The organism is Rhodopseudomonas sp. (assembly GCF_013377015.1).
Classification (GTDB): Bacteria; Pseudomonadota; Alphaproteobacteria; order Rhizobiales; family Xanthobacteraceae; genus JARJEH01.
The window spans coordinates 1,378,216-1,404,983 of the sequence record NZ_JACABA010000002.1; the positions used below are offsets into that span (position 1 = coordinate 1,378,216).

General features: G+C 65.2%; 28 protein-coding genes, 1 tRNA gene and 1 riboswitch. Of the genes, 15 read left to right on the forward strand and 14 right to left on the reverse strand.

Translation table 11 applies throughout. The features are described 5' to 3' along the window. Positions 1-94 precede the first annotated feature (94 nt). Positions 95-1,084, reverse strand: a complete 990-nt coding sequence (locus tag HXX15_RS14955) for an L-threonylcarbamoyladenylate synthase (protein WP_296516846.1) — start codon at positions 1,082-1,084, stop codon at positions 95-97. Between the two features lie 68 nt (positions 1,085-1,152). On the opposite strand from HXX15_RS14955, the gene HXX15_RS14960 reads away from it, so the two are divergent. Continuing rightward, positions 1,153-1,229: transfer RNA gene (locus tag HXX15_RS14960), tRNA-Pro, on the forward strand. 84 nt (positions 1,230-1,313) lie between these two features. Here HXX15_RS14960 and HXX15_RS14965 read toward each other — a convergent pair. From HXX15_RS14965 to HXX15_RS14975, 3 genes are read right to left on the reverse strand one after another with little or no spacing between them, the layout of a single operon-like run. Continuing rightward, the gene (locus HXX15_RS14965; RefSeq protein ID WP_296516847.1) at positions 1,314-1,685 is read right to left on the reverse strand and encodes a helix-turn-helix domain-containing protein; all 372 of its coding nucleotides are present in this window, start codon (positions 1,683-1,685) and stop codon (positions 1,314-1,316) included. A 12-nt stretch (positions 1,686-1,697) separates the two neighbouring features. After that, positions 1,698-2,000: a type II toxin-antitoxin system HigB family toxin gene (locus tag HXX15_RS14970; protein ID WP_296516848.1), complete on the reverse strand. Its 303-nt coding sequence runs from the start codon at positions 1,998-2,000 to the stop codon at positions 1,698-1,700. A 58-nt stretch (positions 2,001-2,058) separates the two neighbouring features. Then, positions 2,059-2,187 carry a hypothetical protein gene (locus HXX15_RS14975; RefSeq protein ID WP_296516849.1) on the reverse strand — a complete coding sequence of 43 codons (129 nt, stop codon included), beginning with the start codon at positions 2,185-2,187 and terminating at the stop codon, positions 2,059-2,061. 186 nt (positions 2,188-2,373) lie between these two features. On the opposite strand from HXX15_RS14975, the gene HXX15_RS14980 reads away from it, so the two are divergent. Beyond that, positions 2,374-2,610 (forward strand): hypothetical protein, encoded by a 237-nt coding sequence (locus HXX15_RS14980; protein WP_296516850.1) that lies wholly within the window; start codon positions 2,374-2,376, stop codon positions 2,608-2,610. A 16-nt stretch (positions 2,611-2,626) separates the two neighbouring features. On the opposite strand, the gene yghU is transcribed toward HXX15_RS14980, so the two are convergent. After that, positions 2,627-3,514 carry a glutathione-dependent disulfide-bond oxidoreductase gene (gene yghU / locus HXX15_RS14985; RefSeq protein ID WP_296516851.1) on the reverse strand — a complete coding sequence of 296 codons (888 nt, stop codon included), beginning with the start codon at positions 3,512-3,514 and terminating at the stop codon, positions 2,627-2,629. Between the two features lie 230 nt (positions 3,515-3,744). Between yghU and HXX15_RS14990 the strand changes: the two genes are divergently transcribed. The 6 genes from HXX15_RS14990 (at position 3,745) to HXX15_RS15015 (ending at position 8,743) form a co-directional block, all read left to right on the forward strand. Then, positions 3,745-4,422: a Crp/Fnr family transcriptional regulator gene (locus HXX15_RS14990; RefSeq protein WP_296516852.1), complete on the forward strand. Its 678-nt coding sequence runs from the start codon at positions 3,745-3,747 to the stop codon at positions 4,420-4,422. Positions 4,423-4,523: 101 nt separating this feature from the next. Next, complete coding sequence (locus HXX15_RS14995; RefSeq protein WP_296516853.1) at positions 4,524-4,715, forward strand: DUF2892 domain-containing protein; 192 nt, start codon at positions 4,524-4,526, stop codon at positions 4,713-4,715. Positions 4,716-4,805: 90 nt separating this feature from the next. After that, positions 4,806-5,171, forward strand: coding sequence for a carboxymuconolactone decarboxylase family protein (locus HXX15_RS15000; protein WP_296516854.1), 366 nt, complete (start codon positions 4,806-4,808; stop codon positions 5,169-5,171). A 111-nt stretch (positions 5,172-5,282) separates the two neighbouring features. Continuing rightward, the gene (gene ribB, locus HXX15_RS15005) at positions 5,283-6,359 is read left to right on the forward strand and encodes a 3,4-dihydroxy-2-butanone-4-phosphate synthase (RefSeq protein ID WP_296516855.1); all 1,077 of its coding nucleotides are present in this window, start codon (positions 5,283-5,285) and stop codon (positions 6,357-6,359) included. Positions 6,360-6,422: 63 nt separating this feature from the next. Further along, positions 6,423-7,637 carry an acyl-CoA dehydrogenase gene (locus HXX15_RS15010; protein ID WP_296516856.1) on the forward strand — a complete coding sequence of 405 codons (1,215 nt, stop codon included), beginning with the start codon at positions 6,423-6,425 and terminating at the stop codon, positions 7,635-7,637. A 182-nt stretch (positions 7,638-7,819) separates the two neighbouring features. Then, complete coding sequence (locus tag HXX15_RS15015; protein WP_296516857.1) at positions 7,820-8,743, forward strand: MBL fold metallo-hydrolase; 924 nt, start codon at positions 7,820-7,822, stop codon at positions 8,741-8,743. 34 nt (positions 8,744-8,777) lie between these two features. On the opposite strand, the gene HXX15_RS15020 is transcribed toward HXX15_RS15015, so the two are convergent. From HXX15_RS15020 to HXX15_RS15030, 3 genes are all read right to left on the reverse strand, one after another. After that, on the reverse strand, positions 8,778-9,623 hold the full coding sequence (locus HXX15_RS15020; RefSeq protein WP_296516858.1) for a DUF1499 domain-containing protein: 846 nt from the start codon (positions 9,621-9,623) through the stop codon (positions 8,778-8,780). Positions 9,624-9,738: 115 nt separating this feature from the next. After that, positions 9,739-10,908 (reverse strand): acyltransferase, encoded by a 1,170-nt coding sequence (locus HXX15_RS15025; protein WP_296516859.1) that lies wholly within the window; start codon positions 10,906-10,908, stop codon positions 9,739-9,741. Between the two features lie 81 nt (positions 10,909-10,989). Next, positions 10,990-12,618: a fatty-acid--CoA ligase gene (locus HXX15_RS15030; protein ID WP_296516860.1), complete on the reverse strand. Its 1,629-nt coding sequence runs from the start codon at positions 12,616-12,618 to the stop codon at positions 10,990-10,992. A 186-nt stretch (positions 12,619-12,804) separates the two neighbouring features. On the opposite strand from HXX15_RS15030, the gene HXX15_RS15035 reads away from it, so the two are divergent. After that, a complete protein-coding gene (locus HXX15_RS15035) occupies positions 12,805-13,797 on the forward strand; it encodes an extensin family protein (protein ID WP_296516861.1) in 993 nt (330 codons plus the stop codon). Between the two features lie 23 nt (positions 13,798-13,820). Here the strand turns inward: HXX15_RS15035 and HXX15_RS15040 are convergent, their stop codons facing one another. Continuing rightward, complete coding sequence (locus HXX15_RS15040; protein WP_296516862.1) at positions 13,821-14,495, reverse strand: L,D-transpeptidase; 675 nt, start codon at positions 14,493-14,495, stop codon at positions 13,821-13,823. A 345-nt stretch (positions 14,496-14,840) separates the two neighbouring features. Here HXX15_RS15040 and HXX15_RS15045 point away from each other — a divergent pair, with 345 nt between their 5' ends. From HXX15_RS15045 to HXX15_RS15055, 3 genes are read left to right on the forward strand one after another with little or no spacing between them, the layout of a single operon-like run. After that, positions 14,841-15,821, forward strand: coding sequence for a magnesium transporter CorA family protein (locus HXX15_RS15045; protein WP_296516863.1), 981 nt, complete (start codon positions 14,841-14,843; stop codon positions 15,819-15,821). Between the two features lie 55 nt (positions 15,822-15,876). Beyond that, positions 15,877-16,071 (forward strand): type II toxin-antitoxin system HicA family toxin, encoded by a 195-nt coding sequence (locus tag HXX15_RS15050; protein WP_296516864.1) that lies wholly within the window; start codon positions 15,877-15,879, stop codon positions 16,069-16,071. Next, positions 16,071-16,277, forward strand: coding sequence for a type II toxin-antitoxin system HicB family antitoxin (locus HXX15_RS15055; RefSeq protein WP_296516865.1), 207 nt, complete (start codon positions 16,071-16,073; stop codon positions 16,275-16,277). The genes HXX15_RS15050 and HXX15_RS15055 overlap by 1 nt, the downstream gene beginning before the upstream one ends. A gap of 216 nt (positions 16,278-16,493) precedes the next feature. Here HXX15_RS15055 and HXX15_RS15060 read toward each other — a convergent pair whose 3' ends face one another. Genes HXX15_RS15060 through HXX15_RS15070 form a run of 3 tightly spaced genes read right to left on the reverse strand, consistent with a single transcriptional unit; the run spans position 16,494 to position 19,418 of the window. Then, the gene (locus HXX15_RS15060) at positions 16,494-17,420 is read right to left on the reverse strand and encodes a prephenate/arogenate dehydrogenase family protein (RefSeq protein ID WP_296516968.1); all 927 of its coding nucleotides are present in this window, start codon (positions 17,418-17,420) and stop codon (positions 16,494-16,496) included. A gap of 23 nt (positions 17,421-17,443) precedes the next feature. After that, positions 17,444-18,541 (reverse strand): histidinol-phosphate transaminase, encoded by a 1,098-nt coding sequence (gene hisC, locus HXX15_RS15065; protein WP_296516866.1) that lies wholly within the window; start codon positions 18,539-18,541, stop codon positions 17,444-17,446. A 25-nt stretch (positions 18,542-18,566) separates the two neighbouring features. Then, positions 18,567-19,418: a chorismate mutase gene (locus tag HXX15_RS15070; RefSeq protein ID WP_296516867.1), complete on the reverse strand. Its 852-nt coding sequence runs from the start codon at positions 19,416-19,418 to the stop codon at positions 18,567-18,569. Positions 19,419-19,750: 332 nt separating this feature from the next. Next, positions 19,751-19,830: riboswitch (SAM riboswitch) on the forward strand. A gap of 89 nt (positions 19,831-19,919) precedes the next feature. Between HXX15_RS15070 and HXX15_RS15075 the strand changes: the two genes are divergently transcribed. Then, positions 19,920-21,122: a homoserine O-acetyltransferase gene (locus HXX15_RS15075; RefSeq protein ID WP_296516868.1), complete on the forward strand. Its 1,203-nt coding sequence runs from the start codon at positions 19,920-19,922 to the stop codon at positions 21,120-21,122. A gap of 1 nt (position 21,123) precedes the next feature. Continuing rightward, positions 21,124-21,807: a methionine biosynthesis protein MetW gene (gene metW, locus HXX15_RS15080; protein ID WP_296516869.1), complete on the forward strand. Its 684-nt coding sequence runs from the start codon at positions 21,124-21,126 to the stop codon at positions 21,805-21,807. 156 nt (positions 21,808-21,963) lie between these two features. Here metW and HXX15_RS15085 read toward each other — a convergent pair whose 3' ends face one another. Together HXX15_RS15085 and HXX15_RS15090 are read right to left on the reverse strand one after the other, a co-directional pair. Continuing rightward, complete coding sequence (locus HXX15_RS15085) at positions 21,964-22,827, reverse strand: alpha/beta hydrolase (RefSeq protein WP_296516870.1); 864 nt, start codon at positions 22,825-22,827, stop codon at positions 21,964-21,966. Positions 22,828-22,923: 96 nt separating this feature from the next. Then, complete coding sequence (locus tag HXX15_RS15090; protein WP_296516871.1) at positions 22,924-23,706, reverse strand: MOSC domain-containing protein; 783 nt, start codon at positions 23,704-23,706, stop codon at positions 22,924-22,926. A gap of 221 nt (positions 23,707-23,927) precedes the next feature. On the opposite strand from HXX15_RS15090, the gene clpB reads away from it, so the two are divergent. Then, positions 23,928-26,564 (forward strand): ATP-dependent chaperone ClpB, encoded by a 2,637-nt coding sequence (clpB, locus tag HXX15_RS15095; RefSeq protein WP_296516872.1) that lies wholly within the window; start codon positions 23,928-23,930, stop codon positions 26,562-26,564. Positions 26,565-26,768 lie beyond the last annotated feature (204 nt).

Sequence of the window (26,768 nt, forward strand, 5' to 3'; positions counted from 1 at the left end):
CCGTCATTGCGAGGAGCGAAGCGACGAAGCAATCCAGTTCTTAGCCGCCCTGGATTGCTTCGCTACGCTCGCAATGACTAAGCAAAATCGTCCCTTAGTCCCGCGGCACCGCGGCGCGGCGCAGCCGGTCGTTGATCGCTTCGCCGAGATCGTGTTGCGGCACCGGCATCACCGCGATGCCACGCGCGCCGCTGGCATCGAGCGCGCGAAGATAGCTGAAAAGATGGGCGGCGGCTTCGTTGAGGTCGCCGCGCTCCGACAGGTTCAGCACGGCCGAAGCAGCCTCCGCGCCGGGCATCGCCACCGGGCCGAACGCCAGCAGCGCTTCGCCGGGCTCGAGCCGGTCGGCGTCGAGCCGCACCTTGGTGCGCGGCGCATAATGCGACACCAGCATACCCGGGGCCAATGGCTTCGCGTCGGCGTCGGCCTCATCGATCACGTCGGCTAGCTTGCGGCCGAGCACGCGCTCGATCTCGGCGCGCGGCAGCCCGCCCGGCCGCAGCAGCATCGGCGCATCGAGACAACCGACGATGGTGGATTCGACCCCGACCGCGACCGGCCCGCCATCGACGATCAGGTCGATCCGGCCGTCGAGGTCGGCTTTGACGTGCGCGGCGGTGGTCGGCGACACGTGGCCGGACAGATTGGCCGAGGGCGCCACCACGGCGCCGCCGAAGGCGCGCAGGATGGCGCGGGCCACCGGATGCGACGGCACCCGGATCGCCACGCTGTCGAGCCCGGCGGTGGCCAGATCGGCCACGGCGCAGCCGGGCGCTTTCGGCAGCACCAGCGTCAGCGGCCCGGGCCAGAACGCCTCGGCCAGCGCCAGCGCCTGCGGATTGAAGCTGGCAATTTGCCGGGCGGATTCGAGATCGCCGACATGGGCGATCAGCGGGTTGAACGACGGTCGGCCCTTGGCGCGATACAGCCGCGCGATCGCCTCGGCGTTGCCGGCGTCGGCGCCGAGCCCGTAGACCGTCTCGGTCGGAAACGCCACCAGCCCGCCGTCGCGCAGGCAGCGCGCCGCCGCCGCCACTGCGGCGTCGCCGGCTTTCAGGAAATGGGTCGACAGCCGCACCGTCATCAAGAGTCCATTCCTCAATTCGCCTTCTTGCGGTGGGCGAAACCCAAGGCTATAAGCCGGCAACTTGTCGGAGTGTGGCTCAGCCCGGTAGAGCACTGCGTTCGGGACGCAGGGGTCGCAGGTTCAAATCCTGCCACTCCGACCAAGCATTTCAGACACTTGCCGGTTTTTGTCAGGCTTCGCCAGCCTTTCTGCGCGAAATCGCTACTGAAGCTGTGCGGATTGGCGCTCAGGCCGCCGCCCGGCTCGGCCGTACCAGCAGATCGGCGGGAATTTTCCAGGCTGCGCTGATCGTGCGGATCATCTCGACGGTCAGCGCGCGCTTGCGATTGAGCACCTCGGAGGCGCGGGAGCGCGAGCCGAGCAATTCCGCCAGCTCAGCCTGGCTGTGTCCGAGTTCCGAAATCGCGAATTGCAGCAGATCGATCGGATCGGCGCTGTCGTCAACGGGCCAGCGGGTGTCTTCATATTTCTCGACCAGGGTGGCGAGGATGTCGAGCTTGTCGCCATCGTCGGAGCCTGCGGCCGCGCCCCATAGTTTCTCAATCTCGGCAAGCGCTGCGGCGTGGTCGTCATCATTTCGGATCGGGCGAATGTTCATGAAGGTCGTTCTCTAGAATCTCGAAACCGTCAAAGCGTCGATCCTGTCGTATTCGGCATGCGTTCCGATGAATTTCACGAAGGCGATCTGCCGGGCGAAATCGAACGCCGCGATCAAACGGTAGTTGCCGCCCGCCACCTCGAACCTGGCGCGATCGCCGCCCAAGATCTTGGCGTTCGGTGCGGCCTGTCGGAGCTCGTCCATCGAACCCCACCGCGCGGCTCTGACCAGGGTACGCCACCGGCTGAGAGGGACCGCCGTTTCAGGGTGCTCGGTCGCATAGGCCGACAGAACGCTCCAGGCGATGATCCTCATGGCCGAAAAAATGTTCCCAATTTGGGAATAAGTCAACACAGTAGTGTTGCCCGGGCATCTATGGCGTCACCAGCCAATAGCCGCCGACCACCAGGATGACCGCCAAAGCCAGGATCACGCCCAGCACGGCGGCGATGATCGTCCCGATGCCATGGCTATCCAGCCATTGCCGCAACGCCTTCTCCATGTCTCCGCATCCTTCTCAATCTCGCGCCCGCCTGCGCGCGCCGAAGCTGTACGGCAAAAGCCGACCGGCCAAAAGTGCATGGATGCGGTGCGCTCGGAACCTGCCGCGAGTCGGCCATTGCCGGGAGGGAACCAGGAACCAGTCGGCTGATCCTGCATTGTCAGCAAAACCAACAGGAGTGCAGCCATGTCGATCCGCTTTCAGATCGCCTCGATGGTGTTCATGATGATCAACGCCGTCATGTTCGGAATTGGAATTGTGTCCGTGCTGTCGATTCCGGCCCTGTCGCGCCTTGCCTTCGAACTGGTTCCGGCGGTGGTGCTGGCGAGCTTCGTGGTCTCGGCGCCGCTGGCCTGGATGATCGCACCGCGTCTGCGGGCGCGCTATTGGCGCCACCAGCAGACGCTGCCGCAGGGCCGCTGACCAAGACGCCGCGGCATCATTCCGCGGCGGCGGGCTTGTCGCTTGCGACCTTGTCCTGGGTCTTGGTGGCGAAGTCGCTGGCGTCATGACGTTCGTGCAACTGACTGGCCGGATCGCCCCAGGTGCGGTTGACCATCCGGCCACGCTGCACCGCCGGGCGCTTGCCGATCGCGTCGGCCCAGCGCCGCACATTCTTGTAGTCCTGGACCTGCAAGAATTCACCGGCCTCGTACAGCACGCCCTTGACGAGGCCGCCATACCACGGCCACACCGCAATATCGGCGATCGTATAGTAGTCGCCTGCCAAGTACGGACTTTCGGCGAGACGACGGTCGAGCACGTCGAGTTGGCGCTTTACCTCCATGGCGAAGCGATCGATGGCGTATTCGATCTTGATCGGCGCGTAGGCGTAGAAATGGCCGAAGCCGCCGCCGAGATAGGGGGCGGCGCCCATTTGCCAGAACAGCCACGACAGGCATTCGGCGCGTGCCGCGCCGCCGGCCGGCAGCAACGCCCCGAACTTCTCGGCCAGATGCATCAGGATCGCGCCGGATTCGAACACCCGGATCGGGGTCGGCCCGCTGCGGTCCATCAGCGCCGGGATTTTCGAATTCGGGTTGACGGCGACGAAGCCGCTGCTGAATTGGTTGCCGTCGATCTTGATCAGCCAGGCATCGTATTCCGCGCCGCTATGGCCGAGCGCCAGCAGTTCTTCCAGCATCACCGTGGCCTTGACGCCGTTCGGCGTCGCCAGCGAGTACAGTTGCATCGGATGGCGACCGATCGGCAGCTCCTTGTCATGGGTCGGTCCGGCGATCGGGCGATTGATGCTGGCGAACTTGCCGCCGCTCTCCTTGTTCCAGGTCCAGATCTTCGGCGGAATGTAGGCGGTGGGGTCGCTCATGGTGTCGGCTCCGATTGCGGCAGGCGAGCGCGGCCTTCCCACGCCTCGATCATTGCAGAGCAAGACTTGTAGCCTAGCAGTGAACCGCGCAAGAGCGCGGCGCGCGCCGCCGGGATGCGGCACGTCCGCGACGCCATGACGCCCGCCGCCATTGACCAGGATCAATGGGCCGGCTTCGGCCATGCCGCATACAGCGACAGGTTGCACTTTCTCTGGAACCTGTCATCGCGATGAGTCTGCCAGACACCGACTGGTTGCAGCGCTTTCCGGCTCTCGCCGGACTGCCGGCCGATGAGTGCGCGCCGCTGCGCGACGGCGCAATGGTGATGAAACTGCCGGCCGGCGCCACGGTGTTCGCGCCGGATCAGCCCTGCGGGTTCTTCATTCTGGTGTGCAGCGGCAACGTCCGGGTCTACCAGCTCGACGGCGAAGGCAACGAGATCGTTCTGTATCGGCTCGGCCCCGGCAGTATCTGCATCCTGACCACGCTGGCGTTGCTGGCCTCGGAAAATTACAGCGCCTTCGCCGTCACCGAGACGCCGGTCGAGGCGGTCGGGCTGCCGGCGGCGACCTTCAACGATTTGATGGCGCGCTCGGCGCAATTCCGCGGCTTCGTATTCCACGCCCAGGCGGCGCGGATGGCGGATCTGATGACGGTGATCCAGCACGTCGCGTTTGAATCGATCGATTCCCGGCTGGCGGCGCGGCTGTTGACGCTGGCGGCGAACGGCCATGAACTGTCGATCACGCACCAGCAACTGGCCGCCGAAATCGGTACCGCCCGCGAGGTGGTCAGCCGCCATCTGAAAGCGTTCGAGCGGCGCGGCTGGATCAGCCTTGGGCGCGGCCGTGTCGAACTGCGCAATGCCGCGCCGCTCCGCGCCGCGGCGGCCCGCCCCGGGCGGTGAGTTATTCGAGGCGGTGACTTCGTCACAGACCGCCTTCGCGACACGACATAGACAGGCAAGGTCACTTAACTCAAGTCACGCAACCAAGAGAGGGAATGCACATGACCATGAACGTTGGAATGATCGACCGGGTGCTGCGCGCCATCGTCGGGATCGGCCTGATCTACTGGGCGCTGACCGGCGGTCCGATCTGGGCGTGGATCGGCGTCGTGCCGCTGCTGACCGCTGCGGTCGGCTTCTGCCCGGCCTATACGCTGCTCGGCATCAAGACCTGCCCCGCCAAGCAGAATTGACGGCGAACCGGTTTTGATTTCTAGAGCTCCCGGGGGCGAGCAAGCCTCGCCCCCGGGAGCTGCTTTTCAGCAAAGGTCTAGGTGAAGGCAATGTACAAGAATTGGATTGAAATGACCGGCGATCTCTCGGTTGCACTGAAGGAAGTGCGCGGCGGGGCACCGGATGTGATGAAGGGTTTCAGCGCGATCGCCCAGGCGGCGCTGAAGGCCAACGCGCTCGACGCCAAGACCAAGGAGCTGATCGCACTCGCCATCTCTGTCGCCACCCGCTGCGACGGCTGCATCGGCTTTCACGCCGAGGCCGCGGTCAAGCACGGCGCGACCCGCGACGAGGTGATGGAGACGATGGGCATGGCGATCTACATGGGCGCCGGCCCCAGCGTGATGTATGCCGCGCAGGCGGTCGAAGCCTACGATCAGTTCGCGCAAAAGGCCGGGGCCGGCAAGGTGGCGTGAATTCCGCTGTGCGGTAGCACGCCGGCCCCGGTTCGGGCGCGGGTTGCGTCGCCGGGCGCTCTGCGCCATATGGTCGGGTCATCGTCGCGAGACCAGACCAGAGACCAGATCATGGCCCATCCGATCCAGGAAGTTCTGCAAGCCTTCGCCGCGGGCGAAATCGTCGTCGTCACCGATGACGACGATCGCGAGGGCGAGGGCGATCTGGTGGTTGCGGCCTCGCTCTGCACTGCAGAAAAGATGGCGTTCATCATCCGCCATACCTCGGGCATCGTCTGCGCGCCGATCACCGTGGAGGAGGCGCGCCGGCTGCGGCTCGACCCCATGGTGGCGCACAACGATTCCAACCACACCACCGCCTTCACCGTCTCGATCGACTACAAGCCCGACAACGGCACCGGGATTTCCGCCGACGAGCGCGCCTCGTGCTGCCGCGCGCTGGCCAATCCGAACGCCGGCGCCGCCGATTTCTCCCGCCCCGGCCACATCTTTCCGCTGATCGCACGCGAGGGCGGCGTGCTGCTGCGCTCCGGCCATACCGAGGCTGCGGTCGATCTGTGCAAGCTCGCGGGCCTGCCGCCGGTCGGGGTGATCTCCGAGCTGATGAACGACGACGGCACCGTCACCAAGGGCGAGCAGGTGACGGCCTTCGCCGAGAAGTACAAGCTCAAGCGCGTCACCATTGCCGACCTGATCTCGCATCGTCAGGCGCGCGAGAAGCTGATCGAACGCGTCGCCACCTTTCCGATGGAGAGCCCGATCGGTCAGTTGCAGGGCTATGCCTACCGCTCGCCGTTCGATTCCATCGCCCACGTCGCCTTCGTCTACAACGGCATCGGCGACGGCAAGAACGTGCTGACGAGGTTCCACAAGCCGAACATCATCAAGGAAATATTCACCGGGCCGCGGCGGATGCAGGCGGTGCTGGAACATTTCAAGAAGAACGGTTCCGGCGTGCTGATCTATCTGCGCGACGGCGCCGCCGGCGTTCCGGTCGCGCCGATCGACGAGCCGAGCTCGGCCGAGGCCGACCGGCACCGGCAGTGGCGCGAGATCGGCGTCGGCGCGCAGATCCTGCGCGACCTCGGCGTCTCTTCGATTCGGCATCTCACCTCGTCGCAGTTCGACTACAAGGGGCTGTCGGGGTTCGGCATCGAGATCGTCTCCAACGAGCATCTTGAAGGCTAGTTTGTCAGCCACTAACGTGGCTTCTCATCCGTTTTAGGCGGCAGCCTTGTGAAAGGATTTTCGATGAGCGTGCGCCCGCAGACCAAGGACAAGCCGGTTCCGGTGAATTTCCAGTGGGACGATCCGTTCCTGCTCGAGGAGCAACTCACCGAGGACGAGCGCATGATCCGCGACACCGCGCGGGCCTATGCGCAGGACAAGCTGCTGCCGCGGATCGCCTCTGCCTATCTGGAAGAGAAGACCGATCGCGCCATCTTCAACGAGATGGGCGAACTCGGCCTGATCGGCATTACGCTGCCGGAAGAATATGGCTGCGCCAATGCCAGCTACGTCGCCTACGGGCTGGTGGCGCGCGAGATCGAGCGGGTCGATTCCGGCTATCGCTCGATGAATTCGGTGCAGTCGTCGCTGGTGATGCATCCGATCTACGCCTATGGCGACGAGAACCAGCGCAAGAAATATCTGCCGAAGCTGGCGAGCGGCGAGTGGGTCGGCTGTTTCGGCCTGACCGAACCCGACGCCGGGTCGGATCCCGGCGGCATGAAGACCCGCGCCGAGAAGGTCAGCGACGGCTATCGGCTGACCGGCACCAAGATGTGGATCTCCAACGCGCCGATCGCCGACGTGTTCGTGGTTTGGGCGAAGTCGCCCGAGCACAACAACCAGATCCGCGGCTTCATCCTCGAGAAGGGCATGAAGGGGCTGTCGGCGCCGAAGATCGGCGGCAAGCTCTCGCTGCGCGCGTCCGTGACTGGCGAGATCGTGATGGATGGCGTGGTAGTGCCGGAGGAGGCGCTGCTGCCCAACGTCTCCGGCCTGAAGGGCCCGTTCGGCTGTCTCAACCGCGCCCGCTACGGCATTTCCTGGGGCGCGATGGGCGCCGCCGAGGACTGCATGCATCGCGCCCGGCAATACACGCTCGACCGCAAGCAGTTCAACCGGCCGCTGGCCGCGACCCAGCTGGTGCAGAAGAAGCTCGCCGACATGCAGACCGAGATCGCGCTCGGCCTGCAGGGCAGCTTGCGGGTCGGCCGGCTGATGGACGAAGGCAAGGTGGCGCCGGAGATGATCTCGATCGTCAAGCGCAACAATTGCGGCAAGGCGCTCGACATCGCCCGCACCGCCCGCGACATGCACGGCGGCAACGGTATCCAGATCGAATACCACGTGATGCGCCACGCCCAGAACCTCGAGACCGTGAACACCTACGAGGGCACCCACGACGTCCACGCCTTGATTCTCGGCCGGGCGATTACCGGGATTCAGGCGTTTTCGTAAGTGTCGAGCACGAACGCCGCCCTGCGCTCTGCCGTCATCGCCCGCGAAAGCGGGCGACCCAGTATTCCAGAGCGTTGCGAGCTATCTCATCCGTCGGCGATTACTGGGTGCCCCGCTTTCGCGGGGCATGACAGCATTGGGCGGGTCACGCGCAATGTACGAACGCTGAGTTAGGCCCCCGCATGAGCAGCACCGACGACGTCCCGTTCAACCGCGATTTTGCACTGACCCCCGGCGTGGTCGACGAGCCGGTGCCCGGCGTCCGCCGCGTATTGTGCAACAATCCGTCGCCGTTCACCTTCAGCGGCACGGTGAGCTACATCGTCGGCCGTGGCAATGTGGCGATCATCGATCCCGGTCCCGACGACGAGGCCCATGCGGCGGCGCTGCTCGACGCGGTACGCGGCGAGACCGTGACGCACATCTTCGTCACCCACACCCACAAGGACCATTCGCCCAACACGCCGCGGCTGAAGGCGCTGACCGGCGCGCCGGTCTATGCCGAGGGCGCGCACCGGGCGGCGAGGCCGTATTTCGAGAGCGAAACCGTCTCCACCGAATCCGGCGCCGACCGCGCGTTCCGCCCGGATATCGAGATCGGCGACGGCGATGTGGTCGAAGGCGACGGTTGGGCGCTGCAGGCAGTCACCACGCCGGGCCATTGCGCCAACCATCTGGCGTTCGCCTGGAAGGAGCGCGACCTCTCCTTCGTCGGCGATCATGTGATGGGCTGGTCGACCTCGATCGTGGCGCCGCCGGACGGCTCTATGGTCGACTACATGAATTCGCTGCACAAGCTCGCCGCCCGCGATGAGCAACTGTATTTCTCCGGCCACGGCCCGCAGATCACCGAAGGCCCGCGCTACACAAGGTTCCTGATCCGGCACCGGCAGGCCCGCGAAGCCTCGATCCTGCACCGGCTCGGCAAGGGCGAGACCGACATCGCCACCATCGTCCGCGCGATCTATATCGGCATCGATCCGCGGCTGATGCCGGCGGCCGGCTATTCGGTGCTGGCGCATCTCGAGGATCTGGTGGTGCGCGGCGTCGTGGCGACCGAGGGCGATCCGGCGATCGGCGGGCGGTACAGGCTGGCGACCAGTTAGCGAATGGCGCATGCCGAATGGCGTCAGCCGTTCGCTACTTCTTCTTCGCCTTCGCCGGGGCCTTCGCCGGAGCTGCCGGCTTTTTCGGCGCCGGCGTTTCTTCGGCGGCGGCGTTGATATCCTCGATCAGCTTGGCGATGCGCGCGGCGTTGCTGCCGAGGTCGCTTTCGAAATAGCGCGACGAGGACCGCAGGTCGACCCGCGAGCCGTCGCCGTCCGGCAGCACCCGGACCACGACGTCTTCGCGGATGCCCATGATCGGAGTCAGCGCCACGGCTTCGATATGGCCTTCGCGGCGCGGCGGCTGCGGGGCGCGGGCGTCGACCACGCGCCACTTCCGTTTGTTGATCAGCGCCAGCGTGACGTCGTAGGCCTTCTGCGCCGGGACATCGAGCTGCACGGTGTCGATGTCGGGATAGGCCAGCCGCTGCTGTTCGGCGGAGTACAGGCCGGCATAGACGGCGGTGTTGGCGCCGTCGCCGGTGCGCAGCCGCGCCAGCGTGTCGAACTTCGGCGGATCAATCGAATCGGTGGTGATGTCGTGGATCGCCGGCAGCTTGCGGTACTGCAGCCCGAGATAGGCCGGGTAGGCGAGCAGCGCGGCGTCTATCAGCAGCGCCAGCAGGATCCGTCCCATGCCGCGCGAACCATTTTGCCAGATCGCGACGAAGCCGGCCAGCGCCAGCAGGATCGACAGAACGGCGCAGGCCAGCGCGCCGAAGAACGTCGCTACCGCCGGGCGCACCTCGAGGAAACCAAACCGTACCACGAGGATCGAGGCCAAAGCGGCGACCGCGGCGAACACCGCCAGATGCCGCGCCCAGGACGCGAGGCTCGACACCGGTTCCGTTTGATAGGGCGCGGAAAACCTGCGGGCCATCTTGGGTGCTTCTGCCGGGTTGGGCAGCGCGCTTGGCGCTGGTCGCGCTGCGCTGCAAACTCGCCCGCTTGAGACCACGGAAAGCGGCGAAATTCAAGGGTCGAATGGCGGCGGCTCAAAGGATGCGCTTGGCTCCGGGAATGCGCAAAATGAGCCCCGCCAATGAAAAGCTGATCGCGCAGGTGGCGAAGCCGGTGACTCCGAACTTCAGCAAGGCGGGAGCCGCAATGTCGCGCCAGGCCAGCGCCACGCCGACCAGCACCGGCGGATGGATAATGTAGATCGTGTAGGCGCGGGCGGCGAGCTGTCGCCACAATCCGTCCAGGCGCGGGAAGCGGCGCTGATAGAAGACCACGAGCCACAGGATGATTCCCCACGCCAGCGGCGGCTCCCAGAATGCATAGAGCAGAGCCTGCGCATTGAAGCCGCCCTCGGCCGGCTCGTGCAACGCCGGCAGAAGCGAGCCGAGCAGCAAGGCCGCGGGCAGGATCGGCAGGCAGATCAGCGCCACGCGGGACCACAGTCGGACGCTCGCCGGCGGAATTCGCTCCAGCCAGCGGCGGTCGGCGGCAATGCAACCGGCGACAAACAGCACCGTATAGCCGGCGAAATAGCCGAGTTGCAGGCCCCAGATGTCGGCCCCCACCGGCCACCACAGCCGCAAGGCAAAGGCCGCGCCGCCGGTGACGATCGCCGCGATGGCAAGCGTTCGGTTGGATGGAAAAGCGCTGAGACTGGTCTCGGCGGAAGTCTCGTTGCCGCGGCGAACCGCGAGATGCCAGAGCAGCGCGGCGGCGCTGAAGATCAGCAGCGCTTCGGCGAACCACAGCGGTCCTTCGACAAAGCGGCCCTGGCGCCAGACCGCCAGCAGGGTATCGAGAAATGGTCGGCCCCGGCTGGTCTGCGCCAGCGCGACGGTGACCGGACCCAGCACCAGACCGAACGCCAGCAGTGGCAGGCCGAGCCGCCGCAGCCGGTCGCGGGCAAACCGCAGGGCCCCCTTGGCGCGTATTGATGCGGGCGTGAAGTAGCCGGCCAGCAGAAAGAACAGGCCCATGAAGAACGACTGGTTCACGGCCACGAAGATCGTCAGCAGCAGCGAGCTTGGCGATCCGTCGGGGCGGAGCTCTCGATAAAACCAACCGCCGGTCGCGCCGTAGGTGGTGGCGGTGTGATGCAGCAGCACCAGCAAGGTGACGCTGCCCCGCAATGCATCCAGGCCGCGGTTGCGCTGGGGCGGGGCGTCGTATTGCTGCGGGTGGATCGCCGGCGCGTTGCCGTCCATTGAACGCGCTCCTGCACCTGGAATAGCGACGCGACCTCTCCCGGCGGAACGCGGGGAGAGGTCGGTAGCTTTGGCTTTCGGTTAGGCCGCAGCGGTGGGGAAGGCGTAGGTCTTGAACTGATCGCGCAGCGAGGTTTTCAGGATCTTGCCGGTGGCGGTGTGCGGGATCGCCTCGATGAAGATCACGTCGTCCGGCATCCACCATTTGGCGATCTTGCCGTCCATGTAGTGCAGGATCTCTTCGCGGGTGCAGGTCTGGTCCGGCTTGAGCTGCACGATCAGCAGCGGCCGTTCGTCCCATTTCGGGTGATAAACCCCGATCACGGCGGCTTCCGCCACCTTGGGATGGCCGACCGCGAGGTTTTCCAGATCGATCGACGAGATCCATTCGCCGCCGGACTTGATCACGTCCTTGGAGCGGTCGGTGATCCGCATATAGGCGTCGCCGTCGATGGTGGCGACGTCGCCGGTGTCGAAGAAGCCCGCGTCGTCGAGAATCTCGGTATCGACCCGGTAATAGGCCTTCGACACCGCCGGTCCCGACACCTTGAGTCGGCCGAAGGTCTTGCCGTCCCATGGCACGTCCTTGCCGGCATCGTCGGTGATCTTCATCTGCACGCCGAACGGCGGATAGCCTTGGGTCGCGAGCCGGTCGAGCTTCGCCTCGCCTTCGAGCTTGTCGAACGGCGGCTTCATCGTGGCCAGTGTGCCCAACGGGCTCATCTCGGTCATGCCCCAGGCATGGCGCGCCTCGCAGCCCATGTCGACGAACGCCTTGATCATCGAGCGCGGCATCGCCGAGCCGCCGCACACCACCATCTTGAGGTGGGGAAGCGTCAGCTTTTCTTTCTGCATGTGCTGCAGCAGCATCAGCCACACCGTCGGCACCCCGGCGGTGTGGGTGACCTTCTCGGTCGACAGCAGCTCGTAGACCGATGCGCCGTCGAGCTTGGCGCCCGGCATCACCAGCTTGGTGCCCATCGAGGGTGCGGAAAATGCGATGCCCCAGCTGTTGGCATGGAACAAAGGAACCACCGGAAGCATGGTGTCCTGGGCCCGGGTGCCAAGCGCGTCCGGGTTGTTGGCCATCAGGGCATGCAGGACGTTGGAACGATGCGAATACAGCACGCCCTTGGGGTCGCCGGTGGTGCCCGAGGTGTAGCACATCGCCGCCGCAGTGTTCTCGTCGAAGGTCTTCCACTGGAAGTCGCCGTCGGCCTCCTTCAGCCATTCCTCATAGGCGACCGCGTTCTTCAGCGTGGTCTGCGGCATGTGCTCCTTGTCGGTCAGCACGATGTAGCGCTCGACGCTGGGCAGCTTGTCGGCGATCTTTTCCAGGACCGGCACGAAGGTGAGGTCGGTGATCATCACCCGGTCCTGGGCGTGATTGACGATCCAGACGATTTGGTCCGGGAACAGCCGCGGGTTGACGGTGTGGCAGATCGCCCCGATCCCCATGATGCCGTACCAGCACTCCAGGTGCCGCGCGGTGTTCCAGGCGATGGTGCCGACGCGGTCGCCGAGCTTGATGCCGGCGCGGTCCAGCATCTGGCTCACCTTCAGCGACCGCTTGTGAATTTCCGCATAGGTGGTGCGAACGATCGGCCCCTCGACCGAGCGCGACACGACCTCCTGGTTGCCATGAACCTGGGCCGCGTGCTCGATAATCCGGTGACAAAGCAAAGGCCAATCTTGCATCAATCCAAGCATGCGAACGCTCCTCCTCATTGTTATCCCTCAGGGATTGGCGGCAACTTTAGCGCGGCGAAGGCCGCCCGGAAATGGTCTTGTGGCGATTTGCTCCGCGGCGAAGCGTCAATGGTTACCGTCGTCGCGGTTTTGCTGATGCTTTTTTCAGCGCCGGCCGCGGCGCGCACCGCGCGGAGCGGAATTAGCATGCCTTGGGATGCGCTGTTTCAGGATTCGCGGTCGCCGCGCCGCGCCGCCAAGCGCGTCGCCGCCGTGCCGCGACCGCGCCCCGCCGGAGCGCCGGCCGCGGCGGCGGAGCCCGCCAAACCGACCGAGGCGGCCAGCCATTCCGATCCGGTCGCGGCGACTCCGCCGATTCCGGAGCCGAGACCGGCCGAGGCGGCGGCCAAGTCGGAGCCGCCGCCGCCATCGGCCTGCCGGCTGGCGCTGACCGACGCCGTTGCGATCGCGCCCAGTATCGCCGATATCAAGGGCGACGGCGGCTGCGGCGGCGATGACCTGGTACGGCTCGAAGCGATCGTGCTGGCGGACCACAGCCGCGTCGCGGTGAAGCCGGCGGCGATCCTTCGCTGCACGATGGCGAGCGCGCTGGCGGACTGGGTCCGCTCGGATCTCGCGCCGCTGGCGGCGTCGCTCGACACCACGCTGAGTAATCTGGATAATTTCGATTCCTACGAATGCCGCGGCCGCAACCGCGTCAAAGGCGCGAAATTGTCGGAGCACGGCCGCGCCAATGCGATCGATGTCCGTGGCCTCAAGCTCGGCAACGGACAGACGATCTCGCTGACCGATCGCGGCGTCTCGCGCGAATTGCGCGAGAGCGTGCTGCAATCGGTGTGCGCGCGGTTCACCACGGTGCTGGGGCCGGGATCGGACTGGTATCACGAGGACCACATCCATCTCGATCTGGCGCTGCGGCGCGGCGACTACCGGATCTGCCAGTGGCACGTCTGGGACCCGCTGCCACAGGTGGCGCCGTTGCTGCCGGCCGATCGGCCGGAGCAGGCGCCTCCGCGCGAAAAGGTTGCCGTCAGGGAAGCGACCAAGGAAGCGGCCGAGCCGGCCGCCAAACCAGCCGGGCCGCAGCAGGCGGAGCCAGACGACATCGACCCGGCCGATATGGAACGGCCGGCCGATCCGCCGGCAACAAAAAAGCGCCGGATTAACCGGCGCTTTTGAAACTCACGACCGCGACGTCGCGGTTATTGCATCGCGCTGCCGCCGCCCTGCAGGGCCATCTTCGAATTGTAAGGCGAGTCGCCGTGCTTGGGTTCCAGCACGACCACGATCGCGCCCTGCTTGACCCGGTTGTAGAGGTCGATCACGTCCTCATTGGTCAGGCGAATGCAGCCCGACGAAATCGACGCGCCGATATATTCCGGCTGATTGGTGCCGTGAATCCGGAACAAGGTGTCCTTGCCACCCGAATAGAGATAGAGCGCGCGCGAACCCATCGGATTGTCGGGACCGGGCGCCACGAATTTCGGCACGCCGAGCCGGGAGATTTCGCTCGGGGTCGGATGCCAGGGCGGCCACTCCGTCATGGCGCCGATCTTGGCGATGCCCGACCAGGCCATCGCTTCCTCGCCGACGGTGATGCCATAGCGGATCGCCTTGCCGCCGTCCTGCACCAAATAAAGATAATGATTGTCGGAATCGACCACGATCGAGCCGGGCGCTTCCTTACGGTGGTAGTCGACGATGGCGCGGCGGAACGGCTCGGCGACCGGGGTCTTGACGTAGGACACCTTGGCCAGCAGTTCCTTGTCGCGGGGCTTGAATACGGTCTGCGACGTCTCCTGATACGTCGTCTGCATGCAACCCGACAGCAACACGCCTGCGGCCAGTAATCCCAGTTTCGTTGCAAAAGACGCCATAAAAAGTTCCAATCGAGATCCGGCGCCCGAGGCGCACAGCCGTGCATCGCAAAACTACGATTCTTGGCCTTTAGTATCGCTGAAATCCGTCGTTTTTCCAGTGCTTAGATCACTGCTTCGCTACGCAGCATTCCGCCTGTGGCAATTTTACCGCAGGTCTTGCATCCAGCGGTTAATTTGCAGGCACCTCTGCCGCGCCTGCGGACCCTCGCCACGCCGGCGCCACGCCGTCGCCGCAAACGGATACCTCACGCCGATGCCGGCGGCAGGCTTGCCAAACGCCGCGGAGTTGCGCACTGGAGGTTGGCCGCCTTCCCGCCGACCGCCGATCCTCTGGAGTTCTTCATGATCTCGATCTTCGCCCTCGCCGATTCCGCATTGAAGAAGGCCAGCGCGGTCGATCTCGAATCGCTGCCCGACAACGCGGTCTGGATCGACCTCGAAAAGCCGACCCCGGAGGAAGACCGCGCGGTGGAGCGATTGTCCGGGATCGCGATCCCGACCCGCGAGGACATGCAGGAGATCGAGATTTCCAGCCGGCTTTATATCGAGAACGGCGCCCGCTACATGACCGCCAGTCTGATGTGCGCCGCCGACACCGATTCGCCGCGGATCAGCCCGATCACCTTCATCCTCTCCAGCCATCGGCTGGTGACGGTGCGCTACGACGCGCCGCGGCCGTTCCTGCTGGTGGAGAACAAGCTGGCGCGCAGCATCGCGCCCGGCGCCAATGGCGAGACCGTGCTGTTGGAACTGCTCGACGCCGTGATCGACCGCTGCGCCGACATCCTGGAGCGCGCCGGCTCCGACGTCGACGACGTCAGCCGCGATATCTTCGAGCCCGAGGGCGCCGCCCGCACCGGCCACGCCAAACGCTATTCCACCATCCTGATCACCATCGGCCGCAAGGGCGATCTGGTCTCGAAGGTGCGGGAAAGCCTGGTCTCGATCGGCCGCCTCGTCACCTTCGTCACCGCCGAGGTCGAGGGCGTCAAATGGTCGAAGGAGATGCGCGCGCAGCTCAAGACCATGCAGCGCGACGTCGTCTCGCTGACCGACCACGCCAGCTATTTGTCGAACAAGATCACCTTCACGCTCGACGCCATGCTGGGCGTGGTCAATCTCGAGCAGAACAACATCATCAAGCTGTTCTCGGTGATGGCCGTCGTGCTGATGCCGCCCACCCTGATCGCCTCGATCTACGGCATGAACTTCAAGAACATGCCGGAGCTGGAATGGCCGCACGGCTACTCGATGGCGCTGGTGATGATGCTCTGCGCCGCGGTCGGGCCGTATCTGTTGTTCAAGTGGAAGAAGTGGTTGTAGGGTTGTTTTCTGCGCCTCGCGGACACGGCAGGGATGAAGCGCAGACGGCATTGCGATGAAGGTCAAGGACATCGTCCAATTGTTGGAACGTGAAGGCTGGTTTCTGGTTGCGACGCGCGGCAGTCACCGGCAATTCAAGCATCCGGTTCATCCGGGTCGGGTCACCGTCGCCGGCAAACTTTCCGATGACCTTGCGCCAGGCACATTGAACAGTATCTTGAAGCAATCCGGTCTGAAGGAACGACGTTGATGCGATACGCAATCATCATTGAGAAAGCCGCCGGAAACTTTTCCGCCTACGTGCCGGATCTTCCGGGCTGTGTTGCCACCGGTGATACGGTCGCTGCGGTCGAAACCGAAATTCGCGATGCGATCCGGTTCCACATCGAAGGTCTCAAAGCCGACGGCCTCGCCGTGCCGCCGCCGACCAGCATCGCGGAATATGTCGAGATGTGATGTAGCGAAGAGATTCCGTAGGTTGGGTTGGCGCGTTAGCGCGCAACCCAACGATCCGATGCGGAGGACCACTCTTTGGCAGGCCCGACACTCACGACCCAGCACGGAGTGTGGAATAGCGCAGCGAAATCCGCCTTTGGATCTGCACGATACGCTTCGTTATTGCGCAGCCGTTCACTTCTTCTTCGGTTTCTTCTTCCGCGCTATGAAGCCACGTTACTCCGCCGGCCTTTGCAGCGCCGCGTGCTTGCGGCCGAAGTCGGGCGCCGCTTCGTCCTGGCCGATCTCGACGATGCCACGGCGGATCGTGCGGGTGCGGGAGAAGTGGTCGAACAGCGCCTCGCCGTCGCCGCGGCGGATCGCGCGGGTCAGCTTCGACAAGTCCTCCTGGAACTCGCCGAGCATTTCCAGCACCGCGTCCTTGTTGGTCAGGAACACGTCGCGCCACATCGTCGGGTCGGACGCGGCGATGCGGGTGAAGTCGCGAAAGCCGCCGGCGGAGAACTTCAGCACTTCCGAGCGGGTCACTCCTTCGAGCTCCTCGGCCGTGCCTACGATTGTATAGGCGATCAGATGCGGCAGATGGCTGGTCACCGCCAGCACCTTGTCGTGGTGATCGGCGGTCATGATCTCGACATTGGCGCCGAGCCCGCGCCAGAACGCGGCGAGCTTCTCCACCGCGTCGGCGTCGGCGCCGTCCGGCGGCGTCAGAATGCACCAGCGGTTGATGAATAATTCGGCGAAGCCGGAATCAGGGCCGGAATTCTCGGTGCCGGCCACCGGATGCGCGGGGATCAGATGCACATTGGCGGGCAGATGCTCGGCCATCGCGCGCAGCACTGATCCCTTCACGGAACCTACGTCGGACACGATCGCGCCCGGCGCCAGGTGCGGCGCGATTTCTCGGGCGACGTCGCCGCTGGCTGCGACCGGGATACACAGGATGACCAGGTCGGCGCCCGCGACTGCTTCAGCATTGCTCTCAAGCACCCGATCGACGATGCCAAGTTCCGCGACGCGCGCGCGCGTCGCCGCCGAACGCGCGGTGGCGACGATCTCGGAGGCCAGCCCCTGAATCCGCGCGCCGCGCGCAATCGATCCGCCGATCAGGCCAAAGCCGATCAGCGCGATCCTCTTGAACAGTGGCGCGGTCTGCGTAGTGGCGGTCACGGCTGCGCCATGAAGTCGCGCAGCCCGTCCAGCACCAGCAGATTGGCTTCCTCGGTGCCGATGGTCATGCGCAGCGCATGCGGCAGCTTGTAGTTGGCGAGCGCGCGCAGCACCAGGCCGCGCTTGGTCAGGAACGCGTCGGCCTCGACGGCGGTCTTGCCCGGCGTGGTCGGGAAATGGATCAGCACGAAATTGGTCACGCTCGGGGTTACCTTGAGGCCGAGCTTGCCGATTTCATCGGTCAGCACGTTGCGCCACTTCTCGGTGTGGGTGCGCGACATTTGCTGATGCGCGGTGTCCTCGATCGCCGCGACTGCGGCCAGCATCGCCGGCGTCGAGACGTTGAACGGCCCGCGAATCCGGTTCACCGCATCGACGATCTGCGCCGGCCCGAACATCCAGCCGATCCGCAGCGCCGCGAGGCCATGGATCTTCGAGAAGGTGTGGGTGACGACGGTGTTGTCGGTGGTCGCCACCAGCTCGATGCCGAATTCGTAGTCGTTGCGCGAGACGTAGTCCGCATAGGCGGCGTCGAGCACCAGCAGCACGTTCGGCGGCAGCCCGGCGCGCAGCCGCTTGACCTCGTCGAACGGGATGTAGGTGCCGGTCGGGTTATTCGGATTGGCCAGCCACACCAGCTTGGTGCGCGGCGTCACGGCCTTCAGGATGGCGTCGACGTCGCAGGTGAAGTCGACCTCGGGTGCCACCACATTGCTGGCGCCGTTCGCCATGGTGGCGATCGGGTAGACCAGGAAGCCATGGGCGGTCGAGATCGCCTCGTCGCCGGGGCCGAGATAGGTGTGCGCCAGCAGGTTGAGGATCTCGTCGGAGCCGGCGCCGCAGATGATGCGGTCCGGGTCGAGCCCGAAGCTGCGGCCGATCGCTTCGCGCAGCACCCGCGAGGTGCCCTCCGGATAATCCTCCAGATGGTCGGCGGCGGATTTGTAGGCCTCGATCGCGCGCGGCGAGGGCCCGAACGGGGTCTCGTTGGCGGACAGCTTGAACACCTTGCGGCCGGGTTCGGCGACCGGGCTCTTGCCCGGGGTGTAGGGCGCAATATCGAGAATGCCGGGCTTCGGCACGGGACGGGACATCATCAACTCCGGATCAACGGGCAGTTCAGGCGCGCGGCGCGCCGGTCGGGGGCACCGTATAGCGCTTCGCGTGGCTGCCGACGAGGGCCGATGAGCGCACCGAGGCCCCCGCAGCGATCAGGGCAGCCTTGATGCCATCGAGGGTGCTGGTGCTCGCAATCGAGATCAGCAGCGCCGCGCCGTCGAAAGCGGTATCGGGCACCGCGACGACCTCGGCCAGCGGCGACACCGCGCGGGCGATCTCGGCGTTCCAGCCCGACACCCGGATGCTCCACATTTCGACTTCGGTCACCATCGCGCTGTCGGCGACCCGCGACACCACGAACACCGGCAAGGCGGCCGGATGGTCGGCGCGCTCGATGAACGGCAGCCGGGCGATGATCTTCGGCACGCCCGCGGACTCCAGCGGGATCCACCATGGATTGCTGCTCGAGGTCGCCGACACCAGCGCCAGATCGCCTTTCGAGCGCGCCACCGCCTCGACCGCGGCCGAGGCGCTGAAATGCGGGACGTAGGGCACGGTAAAGCCGAAATGAAATCGCGCCGAATCCCGCATCGCGGATTCGCCGAGCGACTGGTCGGCATGGACCGAAAACGGCGCCTGGACGTAGGTGAAGGTGGCGATGATGACGCGCCAGATGCTCTCGACGGTGTCGAGCGGCAGGATGCCGCGATGCCGCTGCACCAGCCGGCGCATCATGTCGGCCTCGCGCGCCGGACGGAACGCCGAGCCGACTTCCTGGGTCTGCTTCACCGAAATCAGCCGGTCGATGATGTCGCCGCGCTGCATCAGCAGATTGTGGACCTGCTCGTCGATGCCGTCGATTTCGCGGCGCAGCTCGGCCAGCGACGGAGGCGAGGGGGGCGGTGGCGACATGGTGGAATTCCGTCAAGCAAGGTGGGGCGGCGGTCGCACGGACGGTTAACCGCGCGCCTTGATTAGGTAAGGCGCCGGGCAAATGCAAAGCAAACGTTATCAGTTTGCGATGCCAGATCGCCCGGCTGCGGTCGAACGCAAAGCGCCGTCATTCCGGGGCGCGAGGCCGCAGGCCGAGCGAACCCGGAATCTTGCGGCCGGGTAAGTGCCTGGAGCAAGATTCCGGGTTCGCGCGAGCTTCGCTCACGCGCCCCGGAATGACGGGGTGCTCCGGGTTGCGGGCGAATGCGGATGCTCGTCTTGACGGGCCGCCGGCTGGATATTAAGTTCATGACCCATTCCGTGGTCATTTGAGCCGGCCGGCTTGCAGCCACGTTAAACAACTCGCTAAACAGGCCGGGGACAGTTTTGATCCCGGCCGAACGATGTTCAGGCCGGGTTTTTTTGTGACCCGATTCCAGTGTTGATCTGCGTGACCTCGTCAACGAGGCCGGGTTCGAGATGATGAATGTTCAACCGGTGAAGAACCAGATGATTGCCAGCGAGGAGCGCGCGCACGAGGCCGATCATCCGAGTTCGCAAGTGGCGCTGTTCGGCGCCGACCAGCCGCTGCGGCTGGATTGCGGCGTCGATCTGGCGCCGTTCCAGATTGCCTACCAGACCTATGGCGAGCTCAACGCCGACAAATCCAATGCCATCCTGGTCTGCCATGCGCTGACGATGGACCAGCACATCGCCAATGTGCACCCGATCACCGCCAAGCCCGGCGGCTGGCTGACCCTGGTCGGCCCCGGCAAGCCGATCGATACCAGCCGCTATTTCGTGATCTGTTCCAACGTGATCGGCAGCTGCATGGGCTCGACCGGCCCGGCCTCCACCAATCCCGCCACCGGCAAATTATGGGGACTGGATTTTCCGGTCGTCACCATTCCCGACATGGTCCGCGCGCAGGCGATGCTGCTCGACCGTCTCGGCATCGACACGCTGTTCTGCGTGGTCGGCGGCTCGATGGGCGGGATGCAGGCGCTGCAATGGAGCGTGGCCTATCCGCATCGGGTATTTTCCGCGCTGGCGGTGGCCTGTTCGACCCGGCACTCCGCGCAGAACATCGCCTTTCACGAACTCGGCCGTCAGGCGGTGATGGCTGATCCGGACTGGCGCCACGGCCGCTATTTCGAGGAAGGCACCACGCCGCACCGCGGGCTCGGCGTGGCGCGGATGGCCGCGCATATCACCTACCTGTCCGACGCGGCCCTGCATCGCAAGTTCGGGCGGCGGATGCAGGATCGCGACCTGCCGACGTTTTCGTTCGACGCCGATTTCCAGGTCGAGAGCTATCTGCGCTATCAGGGGTCGTCCTTCGTCGATCGGTTCGACGCCAACAGCTACCTGTATCTGACCCGCGCGATGGATTATTTCGACATCGCCGCCGACCATAATGGCGTGTTGGCGGAAGCGTTTCGCGGCACCACGACCCGATTCTGCGTGGTGTCGTTTACCTCCGACTGGCTGTTCCCGACCTCGGAATCCCGCGCCGTGGTGCATGCGCTGAACGCCGGCGGCGCCCGGGTGTCGTTCGCCGAGATCGAAACCGATCGCGGCCACGACGCCTTCCTGCTCGACGTGCCGGAATTCATCGATATCGCCCGCGCCTTCCTGCATTCCGCCGGCACCGTGCGCGGCCTGACCCCGGCGGGGCGCTGACATGTCGGTGCAGGAGACCCTGCCGTTCGGCCCGTCCGCGTCGCCGATGCCGAAGGTGTATCGCGCCGACCATCTGCTGGTGGCGCAAATGGTCGAGGCCGGCTCCAAGGTGCTCGACGTCGGCTGCGGCGAGGGCGACCTGCTGCAACTGCTGGAGACCAAGGGCGTCGACGGTCGCGGTATCGAATTGTCGCGCGAGGGCGTCAACCGCTGCGTCTCCCGCGGCCTCGCGGTGGTGCAGGGCGACGCCGATACCGACCTCGTCAACTATCCGGACGATGCGTTCGACTATGTGATCCTGTCGCAGACGCTGCAGGCGACGCGACAGCCGAAGACGGTGCTGGAAAACCTGCTGCGGATCGGCCGCCGCGCCATCGTCTCGTTTCCGAATTTTGGCTACGTCAACATGCGGTGGCAATTGCTGATCAACGGCCAGATGCCGCGCACCGAAAACCTGCCGGCGACGTGGTACGACACCCCGAACATCCATTTCTGTACCATCAAGGACTTCGTGCTGCTGTGCGGCGAGATCGACGTCAAGATGGAGCGCGCGGTGGCGCTCGACCGCTACGGCCGGCCGCTGCGGCTGAACGCGCCGTGGTGGTTCTGGAATCTGTTCGGCGAGCAGGGCGTATTCCTGCTCAGCCGGGCGGAGAAGAAGGGCGAGGCCGATCATCGTCCGTAATTGGCACCGCGAGCGAGCGGATCATGTGTCGTCATTCCGGGGCGCGAGCATCTTGCAAGCGAACCCGGAATCTCGCCACGCGGCAATGCCGCAAGATTCCGGGTTCGCGCGAGCTTCGCTCTCGCGCCCCTGAATGACTCGGGTGACGTAGCCGCGCTACACCCTGATCGAGCGCGGATCGCGCGGACCCCAGCGGCCGGCTTCGGCCAGCGCCAGGAAGCGTTCCAGCGTTGCGTTAAACAGGGCAGGTTCTTCCAGGTTGAGGACGTGGCCGGTCTTCGGAAACATCGCCAGTCCGGAGGTGGCGATGTGGCTCTTCAGGAACAGGCTCGACTCGATGCAGGCGTCGTCCTCGTCGCCCGCGATGATCAGCGTCGGCAGCGCGAGCTTCTGCAACGCTCCGGCGAATTCCGACAGCGGCGGGCGCGCGCCCTGGAATCCGCGCATGGTGCGGGCGGAGCCCGCGGCGTCGTGCTGCGCCAGCGCGTCGTGGAATTCACGAAAGCCGCGCGGGTCCTTGACCAGGAACGGAATTCGGCCCGGCATCAGGCCGGCCAGTTTCGCCACCCCTTCGGAGCCGCCGCGGTCGAATTCCTCTGCGTCGGCGCGGCACTTGTCGCGGAACGCCTGTAAGCGCTCGGCCTCGAAGCCGGAGCCGCAGCCGGCCAGCGTCAGCGATAGCACGCGCGACGGCGCGTGCAGGCCGACCTGCAGCGCCGAATAGGCGCCCATCGACAGGCCGACCAAATGCGCCGCGGGGATCTGCAGATGATCGAGCAACGCCAGCGCGTCGTCGCGCATGTGCTCGAAACTGTAGTCGGAATCATTGTCGGGAACGTGCGACGGCGTGTAGCCCCGCGCCGAATAGGTGATGCAGCGGTGGCCGCGCGAAAAGTAGCGCAGCTGCGGCTCCCAGCTGGCATAGTCGGCGGCGAATTCGTGCAGGAACAGGATCGGCGTGCCGCTGCCCGCTTCTTCATAATACAGCTTTACATGATCCGGAGTGGTGGCGAACGGCATTTCAAGGGTCTCCCGGCGGGCGATTTATAGCTGCCAGACTTGCAGCTAATCGCCGCAGCCGCAATGCACGGCGTGGAGGGCAGGGGTGACGATGTCCTACAGCAGTCTTGCTTCCTCGACCTCGACAGCATCGCCCGCGGCAATGCGGCCGCCGTCGATCACCTCGGCATAGACCCCGCAATCGGCGTGGCCATAAGACCGCTGCAGCGTTGCGGGGATCTCGAGGTCGCGGGCGGCGGTGTCGGGGTCGACATTGATGGCGGCGCAGCGGACGATTCGCTTCACGATCTTGAGCCGGGCGTCGCCGATCGCCAGCGTCTGGCCGAGCAAGTCGAATTCGTGCCAGGCTGGCCAGCCGCTGACGTAAAGATTGGCGCGAAACCGCAGCGGATGGATAGGTCGTCCGACTACCTGCTCCAGCGCGGCGACGCTCGACAGGTTGATGATCGACACCACCTTGCGGGCGACGTCGGAAAAGCTGTAGCCGGCCCCGACCAAAAGCTTCGGCGGCCCTTTCAATTCGTCGGCGAAACCGGCGACGAAGAACGCCTCGATCGCGGCGCGCCCTTGCGCGCTGCCGAGGTCGCCGCGCGCCACTTCGACGCCGCCGGCGCTGATCGACAGGGTGTGGGTGGCGTCGTCGAGACGCGTGCGCAGCGCCGCCAGCCGCTCGTTGCGCATCAGCATCAGATAATGCGTCTTGGCCTTCCAGACCGGATTGGCCGGATCGAAGCCGGAGGGTCCGTTCTCGATCGCGTAAGCCCGGTCGCCTCGCAGCGTCTGCCCGGCCTGTAACGCCACCTCGGTCAGCGATTCCGGCGTGAGGCCTTTGACGGGATAGCGATAGATGCTGGCGATGGTGGCTGCGGGGGCGATCATCGCTCATTCTTAAGGGATTCCGGCGGCGACGGCCACCGCACGAAAATGTGAAAGCGCCTCTTCCGTTCCGGGACGCCTATGCCCACATTTGCCTCAAGCCGGTGCTGCAACCGGCGAAAGACCGTCTCCGGTTGAGAAATGTCAACACGGCCGGCGGAAACCCATTGAAGATGCTGTTTGCGTGCCTTCGGGGCGGAGCGGCAGGCTGAGGGACTTCAAAAATGAACATTGAAAAATACACCGAACGCGTGCGCGGCTTCATTCAGTCGGCGCAATCCTTGGCCGTCCGCGAGGGCCATCAGCAATTCTCGCCGCTGCATATCCTGAAAGTTCTGCTCGACGACAGCGAGGGCCTTGCCGGCGGTCTGATCGACCGCTCCGGCGGAAATTCCCGCGCGATCCTGACCGCCACCGAGACGGCGCTGAACAAGCTGCCCAAGGTCTCGGGCGCAGGCGCTGGCCAGGTCTACTTGGCTCCCGATACCGCGCGCGCGCTGGACGCCGCCGAGCAGGCGGCCGAGAAGGCTGGCGACAGCTTTGTCACCGTGGAACGGCTGCTGCTCGCGCTCGCGCTCGACAAGGATTCCGAGGCCGGCGCGCTGCTGCGCAAGGGCGGCGTCACCCCGCAAAATCTCAATGCCGCGATCAACGCGCTGCGCAAGGGCCGTACCGCGGATTCGGCGACGGCGGAGAACGCCTACGACGCGCTGAAGAAATATGCCCGCGACCTGACCCAGGCCGCCCGTGATGGCAAGCTCGACCCTGTCATTGGTCGCGACGAGGAAATCCGCCGAACCATCCAGGTGCTGTCGCGCCGGACCAAGAACAATCCGGTGCTGATCGGCGAGCCTGGCGTCGGCAAGACTGCGATCGTCGAAGGCTTGGCGCTGCGGATTCTCAATGGAGACGTGCCGGAGAGCCTGAAAGACAAGAAGCTGCTGTCGCTCGATCTCGGCGCGCTGATTGCCGGCGCGAAATACCGCGGCGAATTCGAGGAGCGGCTGAAGGCCGTGCTCTCCGAGGTCACCTCGGCCGAAGGCGGCATCATTCTGTTCATCGACGAGATGCACACGCTGATCGGCGCCGGCAAGGCCGACGGCGCGCTGGATGCCTCCAATCTGCTGAAGCCGGCACTGGCGCGCGGCGAACTGCATTGCATCGGCGCCACCACGTTGGACGAATACCGCAAGCACGTGGAAAAGGACGCCGCATTGGCGCGCCGGTTCCAGCCGATCTTCGTCTCGGAGCCGAGCGTCGAGGACACCGTCTCGATCCTGCGCGGGTTGAAGGACAAGTACGAGCAGCACCATGGCGTCCGGATCTCCGATTCGGCGCTGGTGGCGGCGGTGACGCTGTCGAACCGCTACATCACTGACCGCTTCCTGCCCGACAAGGCGATCGACCTGATGGACGAGGCCGCGGCGCGGCTGAAAATGCAGGTCGATTCCAAGCCCGAAGAGCTGGACTCGATGGATCGCGAGATCATCCGGCTCAAGATCGAGCAGGAAGCCCTGAAAAAGGAAACCGACCCCGGCTCGAAGAGCCGGCTGCAGACGCTGTCGGCTGAACTCGCCGAGCTCGAGGAGAAGTCGCAGGCGTTGACCGCGCGCTGGAGCGCCGAGAAGAACAAGCTGTCGAACGCGCAGAAGCTGAAGAGCGAGCTCGACGGGTTGCGCATCGAACTCGCCGACGCGCAGCGCCGCGGCGAATATCAGCGCGCCGGCGAACTGGCCTATGGCCGGATTCCGGAGCTGGAGAAGAAGCTCGCCGACATCGAGGCCCAGGACGGCTCGGGCGAGATGATGGAGGAGGCGGTCACCGCCAACCACATCGCGCAGGTGGTGTCGCGCTGGACCGGCGTGCCGGTCGACAAGATGCTGGAAGGCGAAAAGGACAAGCTGCTGCGGATGGAAGATTCGCTCGCCAAGCGGGTGGTCGGCCAGTTCGAGGCGGTCCATGCGGTGGCGACCGCGGTGCGCCGCTCGCGTGCGGGTCTGCAGGATCCGAACCGGCCGATGGGCTCGTTCATGTTCTTAGGGCCCACCGGCGTCGGCAAGACCGAGCTGACCAAGGCGCTCGCCGAATATCTGTTCAACGACGAGACCGCGATGGTCCGGCTCGACATGTCCGAATACATGGAGAAGCACTCGGTCTCGCGGCTGATCGGCGCGCCTCCGGGCTATGTCGGCTATGACGAGGGCGGCGCGCTCACCGAAGCGGTGCGGCGTCGGCCCTATCAGGTGGTGCTGTTCGACGAAATCGAAAAAGCCCATCCGGACGTCTTCAACGTGCTGCTGCAGGTGCTCGACGACGGCAGGCTGACCGATGGTCAGGGCCGCACCGTCGATTTCCGCAACACGCTGATCATCATGACCTCGAATCTCGGCAGCGAGTTCCTGGTCAACCAGCCGGAAGGCGAGGATACCGAAGCGGTGCGCGAGCCGGTGATGGGGATGGTGCGGGCGCATTTCCGCCCCGAATTCCTCAACCGGGTCGACGAGATCATCCTGTTCCACCGGCTGCAGAAGACCGAGATGGGGGCGATTGTCGCGATCCAGTTCAGCCGGCTGCAGAGGCTGCTGGAGGAGCGCAAGGTCGTGCTGACGCTTGATGACGCCGCGCGCGATTGGCTGGCCGAGAAGGGCTGGGATCCTGCCTATGGGGCCCGCCCGTTGAAGCGGGTGATCCAGCGCTTCGTCCAGGACCCCTTGGCCGAGATGATCCTCGACGGCAGCGTCAAGGACGGCGACCAGGTGGCGATCTCCTCCGAAGGCGGCGTTCTGACCTTCAACGGCGCGCCGCCCCACACCGCGGAGATCGAGGAATTCGCGCCGCGGCCGAAGCGGATGCTGAACTGAGGGACTGATACCGTCAGGTCTGTTGACTGGACTACCAACCCGTCCTCTGCCGCGCGGAGGGCGGGTTTTGCTTGCGAATCTTTAGGGTCTGCAGGGCATGATGACGCGGGTGTTGCCACGAAGGTACAGCCTCGATTGGTAATTTTCTCGGCTGCAAGATTCATCTTGCACAACCGTCCACATCGTCAGCAGAATGCCGGCAAC